Source organism: Labilithrix luteola (assembly GCF_001263205.1).
GTDB classification, from domain to species: Bacteria; Myxococcota_A; Polyangia; order Polyangiales; family Polyangiaceae; genus Labilithrix; species Labilithrix luteola.
Map to the genome: position 1 here is coordinate 3157943 of NZ_CP012333.1, position 17468 is coordinate 3175410.

The following is a 17468-nucleotide window of genomic DNA, read 5'->3' on the forward strand; positions in this document are numbered from 1 at the left end:
AGCGCCGTGCGCTCGCGAGCACGGAATTCCAGGCACTTGAAGGCCCACGAATGGACCTTGCTTACCCCGGCCCCGGACGTAAGTGCGATGCCATCTGGCATCAGCGCATCGCTCGCGGATCGTCTCGATCCGCGAGCGATCCGCGCTCGATTCGTGACGGATGTGCCGATGCGCGCGCGCTAGGAAGCCTCGCGAACGCGCTCGACGACGGCCATGACCTCGTCGTCGGTCATGATCCGGTCGAGGCCCTTGGCGGTACGCAGGATCTCGCTCACGAGTCGTTCGTTGCTCGGGATGTTCCGGAGCGCGAGCCAGAAGTTCACGTTCGAGGCGCCGCTCATGAAGCCGATGCAGATCTCCTGCGTGCGACCGATCATGCCGGCCGGGACGCCGCTGTAGATCCGATCGGCGAGCCAGCGATCGCCCTTCGCGATCGACTTGATGATCGCCGCGGCGTGCACCCCCGTCGCCGTTCGGAACGCGTCGCGCCCGACGAGCGGGTAGTTGATCGGGATCCCCCAGTGCAGCGCCTTCGACACCAGCTGGGAGTATTCGAGCAGCTTCGTGAGGTCGTGGCCCTCGTCGAGCTGGCCGAGCAACTTCAAGTTGAGGAGCATGAGCTCCATCGGCGCGTTGCCGACGCGCTCGCCCACGCCGAGCCCCGTCGCATGCACGCGATCGGCTCCGTACTCGAAGGCCCAGAGCGCATTCTCGAGCGCGAGACCGCGGTCGTTGTGACCATGCCAGTCGATGCCGACGTCGGTGCGGCCCGTGCCGGCGATGACGTTCTTCGTGAACTGAATGAGATTGCGCACGCCGTCGGGCGTGGCGTGACCAACGGTGTCCGAGAGGCAGATGCGCGACGCGCCGTGATCAATCGCAGCGCGGAAGAGCGTGGTGAGCACGTCGGGCCGCGAGCGCGTGGTGTCTTCGGTGACGTAGGTGACCTCGAGGCCCGCCTTCACGGCGATGTCGATCGCCTCGGCGCTGCGCTGCGCGATCAACCCCACGTCCCAGCTCTCGGCGTACTGCCTGATCGGGCTCGAGCCGATGAACGCGTAGACGTCGATCGGAACGCCCGCGCGCTGCGAGAGCTCGATCATCGGCGTGATGTCGCTCACCACCGTGCGCCCTGCACACGCCACGCGGAGCTTCGCCTTCGCGCTGGTGAGCTCCTTGGAGATGCGGAGGCAGTCTTCGAACGCACGCGGGCTCGAGCCGGGCAGTCCGATGTCGGCCATGTGAATGCCGAGCTCCTCCATCAAGAAGAGGAGCTTCAGTTTGTCGTCGATGCTCGGATCGACGACGGAAGGATTTTGCAGTCCGTCGCGAAGCGTCTCGTCGAAGAAGGTCGCGTTCTTCGGCAAGATCCGCCCTTTGCGATTGACCTCGTTCCAGTCGAAGATGAGGTCAGCCGCGCGATCGCGCTCAGTGGCGAACTCGGACATGAAATGCAGTATGCCATGAGCGCAACCAGCACACGACAGCAGCGAGAGGATCGGACCGGATGGAAGAGGTGGGCAGTCTCGGCAGTCTCGATAGCGCGCGTCTCTCCGTCGTTCAGTACGGAACACGCGCGAGCTTCCGTCGGCGCGTCATGGATGCGATGCGACAGCTCGTACCAGCGTCGGGTGCGTTCTTCTGTTTTGGTACTGAAGACTCGCGTGCTTACGCGGACTCGTCGCGACTCGTCGACAGCTCGCTCGTCCCCACGTCGACGAAGAACGTAGGGATTCGACTGACGCAAGCCTTCGGTTTCGAGACGAAGAGCGTCGTGGAGACGACGCGACGCGTCTACGTCGCCGACGAGCTGTACCCCGAGGACGAGCGCATGAAGCTCCCGTATTTCGCCGAGAAATCGGGCGACGGGATGAAGCACGCGCTCCTCTTCTTCTTGCACGAAGGAGGCGTGCTGTTCGGGCTCGCAGGTCTCGAACGTCGCGAATCCGAAGGAGCTTTTACGGCCGACGACGCAAAGCGTCTCGAAGCGCTCGGCGCATTCGTGGTCGCCGGCATCCGCGCCCAGCTCGCGTACGACGAGCTCTCGCGTGAGGCCGCAGCTCTTCGCGCGTTCAGCAAGGTGAACGGCACTCTGTTCGTCGTCGATCGCGATGCAAAGAAGGTGGTCTGGGCTGCCAACCGCGACCGCGGCATCGAGTGGGAAGGTGACGTCGTTCCGATCGCAGACCACATCGTCGACGCGGCAGAGCAATCCCTCGCGGCGCGCGCGAAGGGCGACGCACTTCCAACGCCTCCTCGTTTGCCTTCCGGCGCTGTCGTCGGCGTCGCGAAGATCGATGGCGATCCCGTCTTCGGTGGAGCACGTTGCGTGGTGCTGCGCGTGGAGCCGCAGGAGAAGGCCCCCATCGAGGGACTCTCGAAGCGCGAACGCGAGATCGCTCGCTTGCTCGTGGCGGGCTACAGCGGCGTGAACGTCGCGGCCATCTCCGGTCTCTCGGAAAATACGGTCCGCACCTACGTGCGCCGCCTCTATCAGAAGCTCAGCGTCTCGAATCGCGCAGACCTCGTGCGCAAGCTCATGGCCCCCGAGCCGAAGTCGGCCACGCCCTCATCCGTGCTCGCACCGCCGCCGGATTCGTCCCTCGCGTTCGGCGACGACACGCTCGACTGATCGAACGAAGCATTTAACGCGAACCCCGGCCAGAGTTCGCCCCTTCGGCACAACGGCAGAAAGCGCTCTTTCGGCGCAACGCGCCTTCCTTGGTCGGCATCATGAAAATGACATTCATTTTCTTTAAGGTGCCGCCCTATGGTTCTCGACGCCTCTCAGTTTCCCATCGTGTCGATGCACTACGACGATCACGCGAACGAACGAAGCCCGCTCGAGGTCCTCGGCGACCTCGCGCGCGTGCTCGATCGGCGCGAGCCGTTCGTCATGTTCGGCTTCGGCTTCGATAGCTCACCGCCGAAACGGGACAAGGCGATCGCGAAGCAGATGAACGACTGGCGGAAGGAGAACCGCGAGCGCCTCGCGTCTCTCTGCCGAGGGATGGTCGTCGTCGAACCGAGCGCCGCGAAGCGGCTCGCGCTCAACGCATTCCGTCCCGTGTTCGCAAACTACTGGGGCTACGGCGTCCATCTCGTGGCGACGATGGACGAGGCGAACGAGACCGCGAACCGCCTCCTCCGCGCTCATGAAGAAGCGCACTGAGGCGGCCGCGAGCGCGCTTCATCTCGATCCCCACAAGCGCGCTCGACGATCGGGACCTCTTCGCCGCCGAGCGCTGCCGTGGTCTCGCGTGCTCCCTCTACCTCGGGCCTGGCTCCGAGCACACGTGGTTGACGCAGATCGTGCCGCTCGGTGCGTTGCAGCAATCCTCGTTCTTTTCGCATCGGTCACCGTCGCTGGCGCATGCACTAGCGCTCTTGCAGACGAGCCCGCCGTCAGGACCACTGCCGTCGCAGAAGCCGCCGCAGCACTCTGTGCCGGACGCACATCCTTGCCCGTCCCCCTTGCAAGGGTCTAGCGCCCAGAAGCCGCGCATGTTGAGCGACGATTGATCTTGTCCCGGCAGGAGGAACGGCGGATGGCTCGGATCGACGCCCGGGCTCGCGTTCAGATCGATCGCCGCGACCCACAGCTCTTTCACCGCGGCAGAGGCGCCGGTCAGGAGGTTGCCGTACGTGCGGCGGCTCGTGAAGACGACCCAGAAATAGCCGCCCGAGGGGACCGGCGCGAACGTCGGCTCGTAGTTGAGCGACACGTCGCGGGCGCCGGCGGCGAACGGGTAGCCGTCGCCGTCGAGCTTTGCGAGGCGGACCTCTTGATTCGGGGTGACCGCGCTTGCGAAGTAGAGATCCGCAGCGCCGTCACGCGTGTCGAGCGGTCCACGGTGGTAGACGATCCATTTCGCGTCCGGAGAGACGCTCGGCCAGGCGATCTCCGCCGCCGCGCCTTTCGGGACCAGCTCCGTCGTCGCACCGACCTTCGCGTTCTTGAGATCGAAGTCGTACGCACTCAGCGCGCCGTTCGCGATGTTCACATAGGCGAGCTTCGTTCCGTCGGGCGCAAAGTTCGGCATCCCGAGCGTCGCGCTCTCGAGCCCGCTCCCCGCGACGAGCGTTCCGTCGGCGGTGTTCCAGAGGCCGGCCTGCGCGCCAGGCGGACCGGGGAGCGGTGAAGCATTCTGCACGACGTATTTGCCATTCGGAGACACCGCCGAATTCGACCACAGGCGCTTCTGCGCGCTGCCGGCGCCGCCGCCCGTATCGTGGATCGGCGCGTTCTTCAGGAGGTCGTACGATCCGCCGAGCGTGTCGCCACCACTCACGAGCGTCGAGCCATCGGCGGAGACCGTGTGGCACGTCATCGTGCAGGTGGACGTGGGCAACGAACCGAAGGAGCCTGCGCTGAAGTCGTCCGGCGCCGCTGCACCGGGCTTGATGCGCATCACACGCCCTTTGTTGTTGGCCCAGTAGTAGATCGTTCCGCGCATCGAGGCGGGCGCGATCGTCCAAGACTGCTTCCCGGCCACGGTCACAGTCCCGGGCGCGCCCGCTTGACGCGCGACCGTGAGATCCGCTGCGCCGGACGTCGAGTCGACGAACTTCTGCCAACCCTCGGTCGTGAACGAATACCGCGAGGGAGGCGGCACCTTCGTGAAGGACTCGAGCTCGAACGTCGCGCTCGTGACGTGCACGTAATACATGTCGTCGGCGCCGCCGTTGTTCCACATGAGAAGCGGAGCGTTGAGCCCGCGCGGGAACACCGTGCCGTCGTACGGGTAGGCCCACTGGATGGCCGCATCCTTCGCCGTCGCGCCCTTCAACGCGGCGATCGTCCCGGGATCCGCGTTGCCAGGATTCTCGAGGAGGTGCAGTTTGACCGTGAGCGTCGCGTCGGCGGTCTTGTCCGACAACGCAGCCTTGATCGCGACGATCCCGCCGATGCTCCCCGTCGTCGAATAGACGCCGCTCGCGATGTTTCCGACCTGAAGATTCGTCGCCGTCCACCTTGCCGACGTCGTGACGTCGCCCGTCGAGTTGTCGGAGTACGTCGCGATCAGCTTGAACGCCTGCGTCTGCACCGCACCGCTCTCGACCGTGAGGGTGGCAGTGGGGGGCTCCACGCGCAGCGAGACGACCGACCGCTCACCGCTGTCGCCGAAGCCGTTTGCCGGATCGCCGGTGCCGCTGGGCGAGCCATTGCCGTCCTCGTTCCCGCTCGACCCACACGCGAGCAGGACCGCGATCACCACCGCGCCGGCGGCCGGAAGAGTCGGTCCAAAAGGCAGACGTCGGCTCATTCTAAGTTCCTCCGATCTGGAGGATGCCGGTCCTCGGCTCTTCCCGCGCGGCTTGATTGCGCTCGAGACGAGCTAGAGACCGCTCGAATCTCGTGATCTCGAGAGTCGAGCAACACGACGAGCCTCGCAGCCTCGACGCGCTCGTGATCGGCACGAATTCGACCACGCAGCGCCACCTCGCGGACACCTCGCAGGCACCTCGCAGGCACCTCGCGCTTCAGGCGCGTCGCGTTCGATCCACGAGCCAGCCCTCGCCGTTCACCATCGATTTCACGACGGCCGACGCGTGGACGCCGCTCGGCGTGCGGACGAGCGGATAATTGGCCGGAATCTCCCAGTGGAGCGCCTTGGCGACGGCCTCGGAGTAGTCGAGGAGGTTTGCGAGATCGGGTTCGTCGTCGAGTTGGCCGAGGAGCTTGAGGTTCAGGAGCAAGAGCTCCATCGGAACGTTGCCGACGCGTTCGCCGATTCCGAGGCCCGTGCCGTGAACTCGATCGGCGCCGAACTCGAAGGCCCACAGCGCATTCTCGAGCGCGAGCCCACGGTCGTTGTGACCGTGCCAGTCGATGCCGATGTCTTCGTGGCCGGCTTCGAGCAAGATGTTCTTGGTGAACTGAAGGAGGTTTCGCACGCCGTCGGGCGTTGCGTGACCAACCGTGTCCGAAAGGCAGAGGCGCGAGGCGCCGTGATCGATGGCCGAGCGAAAGAGTGTCCTCAGCACGTCCGGACGCGAACGCGTGGTGTCTTCGGTGACGTACGTGACGCGCAGACCGGCCTTGACGGCGACGTCGATCGCTTCGGCGCTGCGCTTCGCAATCAGCGCGACGTCCCAGCCTTCCGCGTACTGGCGAATGGGGCTGGAGCCAATGAACGCGTAGACGTCGATCGCAAAGCCGACGCGCTGTGAGAGCTCGACGATCGGCGTGATGTCACTCACCGCCGTACGGCCCGAGCAGGCGATCCGAAGCTTCAACTTCGCGCCTCCGAGCTCTTTGCAGATGCGAAGGCAGTCTTCGAACGCCCGCGGGCTCGACCCAGGAAAGCCGATGGCCGCGCCGTGGATGCCGATCCCGTCCATCCGCTGGACGATCCCGATCTTCTCTTCGACGCTGGGGTCGACGACCGAGGGATTCTGCAGTCCGTCCCTCAGGGTCTCGTCGAAGAAGCTCGCGTTCTTCGGCAAGAACCGACCTCGGCGATTGACCTCGTTCCAGTCAAAGAGGTCGGTCGCACGGTCGCGCTCACTGCCGGACTCGGACATGAACCGCACTATGCCAAGCCGCACTGGTTCGTGTCGACCCACGCACTGACCCAGGCTCTGCCGTACGCCCCCATGACGTGCCGAACTCGTTCACGGCACCACGCTCACGCGCGTCAAACCGGAGGTTTCGAGAGACCAAGACGCCCGTAGCTCGCCACAAGGCAAGCGCCGGGTCCTTCGTCGCGCTCATGTACCCGGTCACGAGTCGAGAGACCAAGACCCCTCTAGGTCGCGGCGAGGCGAGCGGCGGGTTCTTCGTCGCGCTCATGTAGCCGGTCACGAGTCGAGAGACCAAGACCCCTCTAGGTCGCGGCGAGGCGAGCGGCGGGTTCTTCGTCGCGCTCCTAGCGCGACGCGCCGAAGGCGACCCGCCGCGGGCAGCAGGGGGGAGGCTCGAGACCGTGAGGTCTCGAGGGGGGACTCCGTCCCCCACAAGTCAAGCCGTACCGTAGAGCGATTCGGCGATCTTGAACGTGAGCGTCTCGAGCTCCTGGTAGCTCGAACGGATGTTCGAGAGATCGCCCTGGTCGTCGAGCAGGCCGCGCAGGCGTTGGCAGCTCTCGCGGGTGCGGTCGATCATCTCGCCGTCGACGAGGTCCTGGTAGCCCTCGATGGCGGCTTCGGTCGTGTAGAGGAGCGTCTCGGCCTGGTTGCGGAGCTCGGCGAGCTCCTTGCGGACGATGTCGGCCACCTGATGGCGCTCGCCTTCGGCGATGATGCGCTCGATCTGGTCCTTCGAAAGACCGCTCGTTGGCTGGACGTTCATCTGCTGCGAGCGGCCCGTGCCGATGTCCTTCGCGTCGACGCTGACGACGCCGTTCGCGTCGATGCGGAAGGTGACCTGAATCTTGGGAACGCCGCGCGGTGCCGGCGGAATGCCGGTGAGCTCGAAGCGACCGAGGCTAGCGTTGTCCGCCGCCATGGGGCGCTCGCCCTGCAGGATGTGCAGCGGAACGAAGTTCTGGTTGTCGACGCTGGTCGTGAAGACCTCGCTGCGCTCGGTGGGGATGGTCGTGTTGCGCGGGATGAGCACCGTGAACACGCCGCCGCCCGTTTCGACGCCGAGCGAGAGCGGGGTAACGTCGAGAAGGAGCATCTCGACGGGCGACTCACCCTCGAGCGCGGCTCCCTGAAGCGCGGCGCCGGCGGCGACGACTTCGTCCGGGTTCACGCCCTTGTTCGGGTCGCGACCGAAGAACTCCTTCACGGCCTTCTGCACGGCGGGCATGCGGGTCATGCCGCCGACGAGAACGACGCTCTGGATGTCCGCTGCCGAGAGCTTCGCATCGACAAGGCACTTGCGGCACGGCTCGAGGCTGCGCTCGACGAGGTCGGCGGTGAGGAGCTCGAGCTCGGCGCGCTTCATCGTCTTCTGGACGTGGAGCGGCTCGCCCTTCGAGTTGGACGCGATGAAGGGCAGGTTGATTTCGGTCTCGAGCGAGGAGCTGAGCTCGTGCTTGGCCTTCTCCGCGGCCTCCTTGAGGCGCTGGAGAGCCATGCGATCCTTCTTGAGATCGACCTTGTGCTCGCCCTGGAAGCTCTCGACGATGGCGTCGACGATGCGAAGGTCGAAGTCTTCGCCGCCGAGGTACGTGTCGCCGTTGGTCGCCTTCACGCTGAAGACGCCGTCTTGGATCTCGAGGATCGAGACGTCGAACGTGCCTCCACCGAGGTCATAGACCGCGATGCGCTCGGCGTTCTTCTTCTCGAGGCCGTAGGCGATGGCGGCGGCCGTGGGCTCGTTGATGATGCGGCGGACGTTGAGACCGGCGATCTTGCCGGCGTCGCGCGTGGCCTGGCGCTGGGCGTCGTCGAAGTACGCGGGGACCGTGACAACGGCGTCGGTGATGGTTTCGCCGAGGTACGACTCGGCGATCTCCTTCATGCGCCCGAGCACCATCGCGCTCACTTCGGGCGGCGACATGTCTTTGCCCGCCACGGAGACCCACGCGTCTCCGTTCGGGGCTTCGATGACTTTGTACGGACTGCGCGCGTGGAGGTGCTTCACCTCGTCGCTCTGGTACTTGCGGCCGATGAGCCGCTTGACCGCGTAGACCGTGTTCTGAGCGTTGGTCACCGCTTGGCGCTTCGCGGGCTGACCGACGAGACGTTCACCGCTCGCCGTGAAGCCAACGATCGACGGCGTGGTTCGCGCGCCCTCGGAGTTCGGGATGATTTTGACGTCGACTTTACCCGTGGGGCTCTGCTCCACGATCGCGACGCACGAGTTGGTCGTTCCCAGGTCGATCCCGATGACCTTGCTCATGCCTCTCCCTTGATTCGCAGTGACTATGCGCCAGACCCCTCGCCGCCTTCGCCGTTCGTCTTCGGCTTGGGCTTCGCGACCACGACCATCGCCGCACGGATGAGTCGATCACCTTGAACATAGCCGGGCTGTACTTCGGCGACTACTGCACCGGGGGGCTGATCGTCGGTCTCGACCTGCTGGATCGCCTCGTGAACGGTCGGGTCGAACTGGTGTCCGACCGCCGGCACCTTGGTGATCCCCGAGCGCGAGAGCGTCTCGAGCAGCTGACGCAGGATCATTCCGAGGCCTTCGGCCACCGGCTTCACCTCGGTCGCACGCTGGGCGCTCTGAATCGCGCGCTCGAGATTGTCGAAGACCGGGAGCACCTCTTTCAAGAGCTCTTCACGGCCGCCCTTGCGAGCGTCTTCGACTTCCTTGCGCGAGCGCTTTCGGTAGTTGTCGAAGTCTGCAGCAGTCCGGACCCACTGGTCCTTCATGCGTGCGGCCTCGGCCTTGGCTTCGGCAAGCGGATCCGACGGAGCGGCCTCCTCAGCTTCAGTTTCCTGGCCGTTCTCGCTGTTCGGGCTCTCTTCGCCGTTCTTGTCGGTAGTTGCGGTCACGTTCCCGACTATACCCGAAAGCGCCAGGAGTTTGGGTAGGACCCACGCAGTCCAGGGCTGGCGGCCCGAGCGGTGTCGAGGTAAGCGGCATGGAGATGCCCGACCCCGAGCTGAACCCGCCGCAAGCCGAGGCGGTCGCACACGTCGAGGGCCCGCTCCTCGTCTTCGCCGGAGCCGGCAGCGGCAAAACGCGCGTCATCACCTACCGGATAGCGAACCTCGTCGCGCGCGAGCGCGTGGCGCCGTGGCGCATTCTCGCGGTCACCTTCACCAACAAGGCCGCGGGCGAGATGCGCGCCCGGCTCGAGCGCCCGGACATGCTCGGCGCCGTCGCCAAAGACCTCTGGGTCGGTACCTTCCACGCGACCTGCGCCAAGTTCCTCCGCCTCTATCCCGAGGCGATCGAGCGGACCAAGGGCTTCGTCATTTACGACGGAACGGACCAAAAGGCCGTCGTCACGCGCGCCCTCCGCGACCTCGACCTCGACGAGAAGCGCTACGCGCCGAAGCAGGTGCTCGGTCGCATCCACAAGGAAAAGCAGGAGGGTCGTGGCCCCGAGGAGATGAGCCTCGACAGCTACCTCGACGACGCGATCAAGAAGGCCTACGTCCGCTACGAGCAGGCGCTCAAGGCGGCCAACGCCCTCGACTTCGAAGATCTCATCCTCGGCGTCGTGCGCATCCTCGAGGCCGACAAGAGCGGCCAGTATCCGGTCGAGGTTCTTCAGGCGAAGGAAGCTCTGGAGAAGAAGTTCGACTACATCCTGGTCGACGAGTTCCAGGACACGAACACCATCCAGTATCGCCTCCTGCAACGGCTCGCCGCCCGCACGCGCAATCTCTGCGTGGTCGGCGACGACGATCAGAGCATTTATCGCTGGCGCGGCGCCGACGTGCGCAACATCCGCGGCTTCCGGCGCGACTACGCCGACGCGAAGGTCGTCAAGCTCGAGCAGAACTACCGCTCCTCGAAGCGCATCGTCTCGTCCGCTCTTGCCATCATTGCCTCGTCCGCGACACGCGAGCCGAAGGAGCTCTGGACGGACAACGGCGACGGCTCGCCCGTGCGCGTCATCGCCACCGCCGACGAGCGCGACGAAGCCGCCTGCGTCGTCCGCGCGGTGAAAGACGCACGCGACGCCGGCATCTCGCCGCGCGAAATCGCCGTCTTTTACCGGGTCCACGCGCAGTCGCGTGTTCTCGAAGAGGCGCTTCGCTCGGTCAACATCCCCTACCAGATCATCGGCGGCGCGAAGTTCTACGAGCGCGCCGAGATCAAAGACGCCATCGCGTACCTCCGCGTGCTCGTGAACCCGCGGAGCGACGTCGACATGCTCCGCATCATCAACACGCCGCCGCGGGGCATCGGCAACACCACCGTCGAGCGCGTGGCCACCTACGCCTCGACGCAAGGCTTCTCGATCTTCCAGGCCCTCGAGCGCCTCGACGACTTCGCCGAAGATGTCGGCTCGGCGCCGAAGAAGCGCCTCGGCCAGTTCCGTGAGCTCATGCGCGGGCTCATCAACGAGGCCAAGAACCGTCCCCCGGCCGACGTGCTCCGCATGGTCCTCGCGAAGAGTGGCTACAAGTCCGTGCTCGACGCGGAGGACTCCGCCGAAGCCGAAGGTCGCCTCGAGAACCTCGCCGAATTCGAGGGCTCGATGCACGACTACGCCACGGAGGCCCAGGCGCGCGGCGAAGAGCCCACGCTCGAAGGCTTCCTCGAGCGCGTCACGCTCCAGAGCGACACCGACAACATGAGCGAGCAAGAGAAGATCACGCTCATGACGGTCCACGGCGCGAAGGGGCTCGAGTTCGAGCTCGTGCTCCTCACCGGTATGGAAGAGGACATGTTCCCCTACCGGAACCAGGAGCCGCGCAACGCCGAGGAAATGGACGAAGAGCGCCGCCTCGCCTACGTCGCGGTGACGCGCGCGCGCAAGCATCTCGTCATCACGCACGCACGACAGCGCCAGATTTTCGGCACCACGCGCCTCGGCGTGCCGAGTCGTTTCGTCGGTGATCTTCCGCCGAACGTCATCGAGCACCTGGAGACGCCCGCCGCACGCAGCGCCGGAAGCGCGGGGCGATGGATCGATCGTGGGAGCTCGGGTGGCTTCGGCGATCACACGGCGCCCACGTCGTCGCGTCCTCGCACGGGCGGCGGAGCGAGCGCTCCTGCGAGCTCGCGATCGTGGCAGCATCCGCAGCGTGGCGCGGCCGCGACCTCGGAAGACGGGGGCGGTTGGGGCGCGGGTCCGAGCGTGCATCGCAAGCCGGCCGCCCCTGCCCGTCAACCGGGTGAGCGATTCGTCGAGCTCGACGAAGACGCAGGCGGCAGCCACGGGAACGTGCGGCTTCGCCGCGGCATGCCCGTCACGCACGAGCGCTTCGGTCGAGGCGAGGTGCTGCAGGTCGTGCAGTCGAGCGACCCGGCCGTCGTCGCGTTCTTCCCGGGCTGGGGCGAGAAGAAAGTCCTCGCCCGCTTCCTGCGCTTCGGCTGATGAGAGTCGGCTGATCAGAACGTCAGCGTGTACGAGAGATAGGTGCCGCCGGACAGCGGCGCCACTCGGATGCGCTCGATCTCTTTCATCGCCGCCCACGGCCTCGGCGAGAGCACGTACGGCACGAGCGAACCGATGATGCCCGTGCCCATGGCCGTGAAGATGCGGAAGCTCCGCTCGGTGTCGGTCCATTCCGGCTTGACCGGCCCGAGGAAGACGTAGTCGAGCGCGGGGCGGTGACGGCGGCGAGGAGCGTGATCGCAGCCGCGACCGGCCAGATTTTCCGGATCTCGCCCTCGGGCGGAGGACCGTAGGCCCACGTCGCATCGCACTTGGGCAACGAGAGAAAGCCGCCGCTCAGGAAGCCGCCCCAGAACAGCCCGATGAATGCCGGGCCCATCATGCGGACGGCGACGTGGTTCGACTGCTTGAGCGTCTGGGTGTTGAGAATCTCCGCACCCACGACCCCCCCCGCGGCGATGCCCGTGTAGACCCAGTCGAACTCGGAGGCCTGAGTGCAGAGCTCGAACTCGCGACGCTGCCGCGGCCGGATGTCCGTCGCCGCGTAGACGTACGCGGGCGGTTCGCTCGCCGGATTGGCGGAGGCACTGGCAGGAGGCGTGGCGGGCGGGGCGTCCACGGCGCGGCACGTTACCACGAGGTGGCCAAGATGCACCCGAAGCGCGTCGAGGTACGTCGATGCGCTCTTGCGGGCCTTGCCCGCCGCGTCCAAACGGGCTTTTGTGGACGGCCATGACCGTCCCCGCCCATATCTTCCGCGAATACGACATCCGTGGCGTTGCTGATCGGGACCTCTCCGATGGGCTCGCGGAAAACATCGGGCGCGGCCTCGCGCACATGCTTCGCTCGAAGAACGGCGGAGCTCCCCGTCTCGCAGTGGGCCGGGATTGCCGCCTCTCGAGCGAGCGCCTCTTCGCGAGCCTCGTTCGCGGCCTCACGAAGCATGGTGTCGAAGTCGTCGAGATCGGCGTCGGGCCCACGCCGATGCTCTACTTCGCGGTGCACCACCTCGGCACCGACGGCGGCATCCAGATCACCGGCAGCCACAACCCCGGTGACGAGAACGGCTTCAAGATCATGCGCGGGAAGGCGAGCTTCTACGGCGCGGACATCCAGAAGCTCAAGGCGATGATCATCGAGGGCAAGTGGGAGACGGAGACCACGGGCAAGGTCGAAACGATCGACGTGCAGGAGCCCTACGTCGCCGCGATGAAGGAGCGCTTCGACTTCAGCAGCTCGGACGTGAAGTTCGTCGTCGATGCCGGCAACGGCGCAGGCGGTCCGCTCGGCCTGAAGACGATGCGCGCCCTCGGCCTCTCGCCTGATCCGCTCTTCTGCGAGATGGACGGCAACTTCCCGAACCACCATCCCGACCCCACGGTTCCGAAGAACCTCGCCGCGCTCATCGCGCGCGTGAAGGAGACCGGTGCGCGCGTGGGCCTCGCGTACGACGGCGACGCCGATCGCCTCGGCGCGGTCGACGAGAGCGGCGAGATCATCTGGGGCGACAAGCTCATGATCCTCTTCTCTCGCGCGCTCCTCGCGGACAAGCCGGGCTCGACGATCCTCGGCGAGGTGAAGTGCTCGCAGACGCTCTACGACGACATCGCCAAGCACGGCGGTAACCCCGTCGTGTGGAAGACGGGCCACTCGCTCATCAAGACGAAGATGAAGGAGACGGGCGCGCTCCTCGCGGGCGAGATGAGCGGTCACCTCTTCTTCGCCGATCGCTATTTCGGCTTCGACGACGCGATCTACGCGGGCCTCCGCCTCCTCGAGATCCTCGCGAAGGACGGCCGCCCGCTCAGCGCCATGCTGGCCGACGTGCCGAAGACCTTCACCACGCCCGAGATGCGCGTCGATTGCCCGGACGCGCTGAAGTTCCAGGTCGTCGAGGCCGTGACCCGTCGGTACAAGGAGAAGGGCTACCCCGTCCTCGACATCGACGGCGCGCGTATCACCTTCCCCGCCAAGGGCAGCGCGCCCACGTGGGGACTCGTTCGTTCGTCGAACACCGGCCCCATCCTGGTCATGCGCTTCGAGGCCGGCAGCGAAGCCGAGCTCGACGCGATCCGCGCGGAAGTCGAAGGCGTCGTCGCCGAAGAGCGCGCGAAGCTCTCGCACTGAGCGCATGCGCCCCACGAAACGAACGACCGAGAGAACAGGCTTCAACTTCGGATGACGTCGAACCTTTCGCCGAAGACCTGGACGATCGGCTCGCTCGTGAAGTGGGCGACCGACGACTTCCGCACGCGCGGCATCGAGAACCCGCGGCTCGATGCCGAGCTCCTCGTCGCGTTCGCGCTCCGCATCGATCGCATGCGCGTGATCCTCGACGCCGAGCGCCCGCTCGAAGGCGCCGAGCTCGCCATGCTGCGCGATCTGGTGAAGCGGCGTCGCGCGCACGAACCCATCGCGTATCTCCGCGGCGAGCGCGAGTTCTACGGGCTCAAATTCCGTGTCGACAAGCGTGTGCTCGTTCCGCGCCCGGACACCGAGACGCTCGTCGACGTCGCGCTCGCTCGTACGTCGGGCATCTCGCTCTCCATGCGCCAGCTCGATCTCTGCACGGGGTCGGGGTGCGTGGCGATCTCCATGGCGCACAAGCGGCCGACGGCCAAGGTCTTCGCCGTCGACCTGAGCCCTGACGCCCTCGACGTGGCACGCGAGAACGCCTACCGACTCGGCACGTACAACGTGGCCTTCTACGAGGGCGACCTCTTCGCGCCGGTGGCGGGCCGCACGTTCGACGTCATCACCGCCAACCCGCCGTACATCCCCACGGCCGAGATCGAAACCCTCCAACCGGACGTTCGCGATTTCGAACCTCGCCTCGCGCTCGACGGAGGCGCCGACGGTCTCGACCTGGTGCGTCGCATCGTCGACGAGGCTCCTTCGTACCTCGTGCCGGGCGGCGTCCTCGCGCTCGAAATCGGGGCTGGCGAAGCGCCGGACACAGCCGCGCTCCTCGAAGCACGCGGGTACCGAGACGTTCAGACCGCACGCGATTTCGGCCGGATCGAGCGCGTCGTCAGCGGCGTCTTCGGGGGCGATCAAAGCGCCACCAAGCCGGCATAGGCCGTGCGATAATCCGCCGTCTTCGACGTGCGAACGTTCGCTCTCGTCCTTGCTTCGTCTTTTGCGATCGCGATTGCGCTCGCTCCGGACGTTGCGCGCGCACAGTCGGTGCCCGCGCGAGGCACGGAGGATCTTCCGCGCGCACGCGTGCTCGATCGCGAAGGGGCCAAGGCGTACGCGGAAGGTCGCTACAACGACGCCGTTCGCTACTTCGAAGAAGCCTATCGACTGGGCGGACCGCCCTTCGAGCTCTGGAACCTCGCCAAGTGCTACTTGCGGCTCGATCAGCCAGAGCACGCCGCGGAGCTCCTCGAGCGGTACCTTGCGACGCCGAATCTCGCGAGCGACGACCGTGACGAAGCCACGCAACAGCTCGACACGCTCCGCAAGCGATCGAGCACGTTGACGGTCGCGTCGTCGCCGCCCGGCGCGCAGGTCAGGATCGACGGCAAGGTCGTCGACGGTATGCAGACGCCGCTGTCGATGTCGGTCGCCCCAGGCACGCACACGGTGACGGTGACGCTCGCCGGCCGCCCGCCGTACACCAAGCAGATCGACGCGCGTTACGGTCGCGCGATCATTCTCGACGCGCCGTTGTCAGCAACCGCGGCGGCAGAGGGCGGCCCGGTCAAGCCTCCCCCGGCGAACCCTTACGACTCGATCGAAGACGACGTGTTCGCGAAACGTCCCTTCGCGGTGCGCGCGATCGCCGCCGCCATGCTCCCTCGCTACGGAAGCGTCGGCGGCACGGGTCAGGCGGAAGGCCTCCTCAGCGCCACCTACCGCGTCAGCTCCGCAGGTGCGCTCTCGCTCGCCTTCGGCGGATTGCTCTCGTTCACCGGCGACAAGTGGAGCAACACGATCGCCGCTCCGACCACCGCCAGTCCCTGCGGTGACCTCGGTAGCTCCACGAGCGCCACGGCGATCTCGGCGTTCTTGCTCGGCGACGTGGGCATCCGGCTCTTTTCGCGCGGAACCTTCCATTTCCAGGGTGGCGGAGGCGTCGCGACGTACTCCGCCGATCGCCTCGGTGGCGACCTCTTCGTGCCCACCTGCAAGGCATCGCCCGGCGCACGGCCCGCGATGTACTTGGGCACGCAATTCGATTTCGCGGTCACGCCGGCAGTCCGCGTGACGGTGCTTCCCATCGCGCTGCAAGTCCAGCCCGCGTTCGACGGTGTGCGCTCGCAGCCCATCGACACGAGCGGGATCTGGCTGCGCGCAAGTCTCGGGGTCGGGGTCGGCTTGGATCTCTGATGTCTTTCGCACGCCTTCTCGCCTGCACCTTCGTGGTGCCCTTCGCCTTGTTCGTTCGTGGCGGAGCCGCTGCAAACCGCACCGAAAATACGGCGCACGCGGCGGCGACCTGGAAACGCCCGCGCCTCGAACCTGGTCCGGAAGGCTGGCGCCTCGCCGGCAACGACGCGATTCGCGGCATCACGATCGGCCCGATCGAGAACGCCTACCACCCGGGCGTGGGCTACGGCAGCCCGGCCTATGCGCGCACGCTCGACGAGTGCGTTCGCATGGGCGCCACGTGGGTGGCCATCACGCCGTTCGGACGCGTGGGCGATCTGAAAGGGCGCGGCGTCGATCCGAGCTTCGAGACGCCGTTCCCGCAGAACCGCGAGAACGTAAAGCACGCGATCGAGATGGCCCACGCGCGGGGGCTCCGCGTGATGCTCGTGCCTCACCTGTGGGTCGAGTCGGGCGAGTGGCGCGCGCAGATCGATCCCGGCACGGACGCCGGATGGGAGGCCTGGGCGAAGAGCTACGGCAGCTTCGTCCGAGGTTGGGCCGAGGTCGCCGAGGCGACGAAGGTCGACATGCTCTCCGCCGGCGTGGAGCTTCGCTCGTGGGTGACCACGCCGCGCGCGCCGAGCTTCGTGTCGATCCTTCGCGAGCTACGTGCAATCTACAAAGGACCGCTCACGTACTCGGGCAACTGGGACGACGTGGAGAACACGGTCATCCTCGGCGAGCTCGACGTCATCGGCATCAACGCGTTCTACCCGCTGGCCGACAAGGACGGCGCCTCGTTCGAGACGCTGCTCGAGGGCGGCAAGCGCGTTCGCGACCGGGTTCGGGCCCTCGCCGATACCTGGCAGAAGCCCGTGATGTTCACCGAGATCGGGTACACCACGCGCCCCGACCCGGCGATTCGTCCGTGGGAATGGCCGGACGCGATGAAGAACGTGCGCGTCGACGAACGAGCTCAAGCGGAGGCCTACCGGGCCCTCATCGCGCCGCTCCTCGACGAGCCGCGTTTCATGGGCTTTTTCGTGTGGCGCCTCTACGCCGATCCCGACGACGTCTCCCAGGAAGCCGAGTGGGGCTTCTCCCCTCGAGGCAAAGAAGCCGAGCTCGTCATGCGTGACGCGTTCGAGGCGTGGTGGGCCGGCGACGCCTTCCGTAAGTACGGCTGGGCGCCGGCCGCGAAGGTGCCCGGGATCTTCTGACGCCGTTTGT

The 17468-nt window shown here is 66.4% G+C and carries 13 protein-coding genes; 7 read left to right on the top strand and 6 right to left on the bottom strand.

Annotated elements, in window-relative coordinates; translation table 11 throughout:
- Nucleotides 1–179: 179 nt before the first annotated feature.
- Nucleotides 180–1448, bottom strand: coding sequence for a LeuA family protein (locus AKJ09_RS14290; protein WP_146647757.1), 1269 nt, complete (start codon nucleotides 1446–1448; stop codon nucleotides 180–182).
- Nucleotides 1449–1507: 59 nt separating this feature from the next.
- Between AKJ09_RS14290 and AKJ09_RS14295 the strand changes: the two genes are divergently transcribed.
- The gene (locus tag AKJ09_RS14295) at nucleotides 1508–2632 is read left to right on the top strand and encodes a helix-turn-helix transcriptional regulator (RefSeq protein ID WP_146647758.1); all 1125 of its coding nucleotides are present in this window, start codon (nucleotides 1508–1510) and stop codon (nucleotides 2630–2632) included.
- A gap of 138 nt (nucleotides 2633–2770) precedes the next feature.
- Nucleotides 2771–3172, top strand: a complete 402-nt coding sequence (locus AKJ09_RS14300; protein WP_146647759.1) for a hypothetical protein — start codon at nucleotides 2771–2773, stop codon at nucleotides 3170–3172.
- 97 nt (nucleotides 3173–3269) lie between these two features.
- On the opposite strand, the gene AKJ09_RS14305 is transcribed toward AKJ09_RS14300, so the two are convergent.
- The 4 genes from AKJ09_RS14305 to grpE all read right to left on the bottom strand — a co-directional run bounded on the left by AKJ09_RS14305 (nucleotide 3270) and on the right by grpE (nucleotide 9396).
- Entirely contained in the window at nucleotides 3270–5267 is a 1998-nt protein-coding gene (locus AKJ09_RS14305; RefSeq protein WP_146647760.1) for a TolB family protein, read from the bottom strand.
- A 217-nt stretch (nucleotides 5268–5484) separates the two neighbouring features.
- On the bottom strand, nucleotides 5485–6528 hold the full coding sequence (locus tag AKJ09_RS14310; RefSeq protein WP_146647761.1) for a 2-isopropylmalate synthase: 1044 nt from the start codon (nucleotides 6526–6528) through the stop codon (nucleotides 5485–5487).
- A 436-nt stretch (nucleotides 6529–6964) separates the two neighbouring features.
- The gene (gene dnaK, locus AKJ09_RS14315; protein ID WP_146647762.1) at nucleotides 6965–8794 is read right to left on the bottom strand and encodes a molecular chaperone DnaK; all 1830 of its coding nucleotides are present in this window, start codon (nucleotides 8792–8794) and stop codon (nucleotides 6965–6967) included.
- A gap of 23 nt (nucleotides 8795–8817) precedes the next feature.
- Nucleotides 8818–9396: a nucleotide exchange factor GrpE gene (gene grpE / locus AKJ09_RS14320; protein ID WP_240488476.1), complete on the bottom strand. Its 579-nt coding sequence runs from the start codon at nucleotides 9394–9396 to the stop codon at nucleotides 8818–8820.
- Nucleotides 9397–9485: 89 nt separating this feature from the next.
- Between grpE and AKJ09_RS14325 the strand changes: the two genes are divergently transcribed.
- The gene (locus AKJ09_RS14325; RefSeq protein WP_146647763.1) at nucleotides 9486–11900 is read left to right on the top strand and encodes an ATP-dependent helicase; all 2415 of its coding nucleotides are present in this window, start codon (nucleotides 9486–9488) and stop codon (nucleotides 11898–11900) included.
- Nucleotides 11901–11914: 14 nt separating this feature from the next.
- On the opposite strand, the gene AKJ09_RS14330 is transcribed toward AKJ09_RS14325, so the two are convergent.
- Nucleotides 11915–12220, bottom strand: a complete 306-nt coding sequence (locus AKJ09_RS14330; protein ID WP_146647764.1) for a hypothetical protein — start codon at nucleotides 12218–12220, stop codon at nucleotides 11915–11917.
- A gap of 433 nt (nucleotides 12221–12653) precedes the next feature.
- Between AKJ09_RS14330 and AKJ09_RS14335 the strand changes: the two genes are divergently transcribed.
- The 4 genes from AKJ09_RS14335 to AKJ09_RS14350 are packed head-to-tail and all read left to right on the top strand — an operon-like array spanning nucleotide 12654 to nucleotide 17458.
- Nucleotides 12654–14048 carry a phosphomannomutase/phosphoglucomutase gene (locus AKJ09_RS14335; protein ID WP_146647765.1) on the top strand — a complete coding sequence of 465 codons (1395 nt, stop codon included), beginning with the start codon at nucleotides 12654–12656 and terminating at the stop codon, nucleotides 14046–14048.
- A gap of 51 nt (nucleotides 14049–14099) precedes the next feature.
- Nucleotides 14100–14999, top strand: a complete 900-nt coding sequence (gene prmC, locus AKJ09_RS14340) for a peptide chain release factor N(5)-glutamine methyltransferase (protein WP_146647766.1) — start codon at nucleotides 14100–14102, stop codon at nucleotides 14997–14999.
- Nucleotides 15000–15026: 27 nt separating this feature from the next.
- Entirely contained in the window at nucleotides 15027–16256 is a 1230-nt protein-coding gene (locus tag AKJ09_RS14345; protein WP_146647767.1) for a PEGA domain-containing protein, read from the top strand.
- Nucleotides 16256–17458, top strand: coding sequence for a glycoside hydrolase family 113 (locus AKJ09_RS14350; RefSeq protein ID WP_146647768.1), 1203 nt, complete (start codon nucleotides 16256–16258; stop codon nucleotides 17456–17458). The genes AKJ09_RS14345 and AKJ09_RS14350 overlap by 1 nt, the downstream gene beginning before the upstream one ends.
- Nucleotides 17459–17468 lie beyond the last annotated feature (10 nt).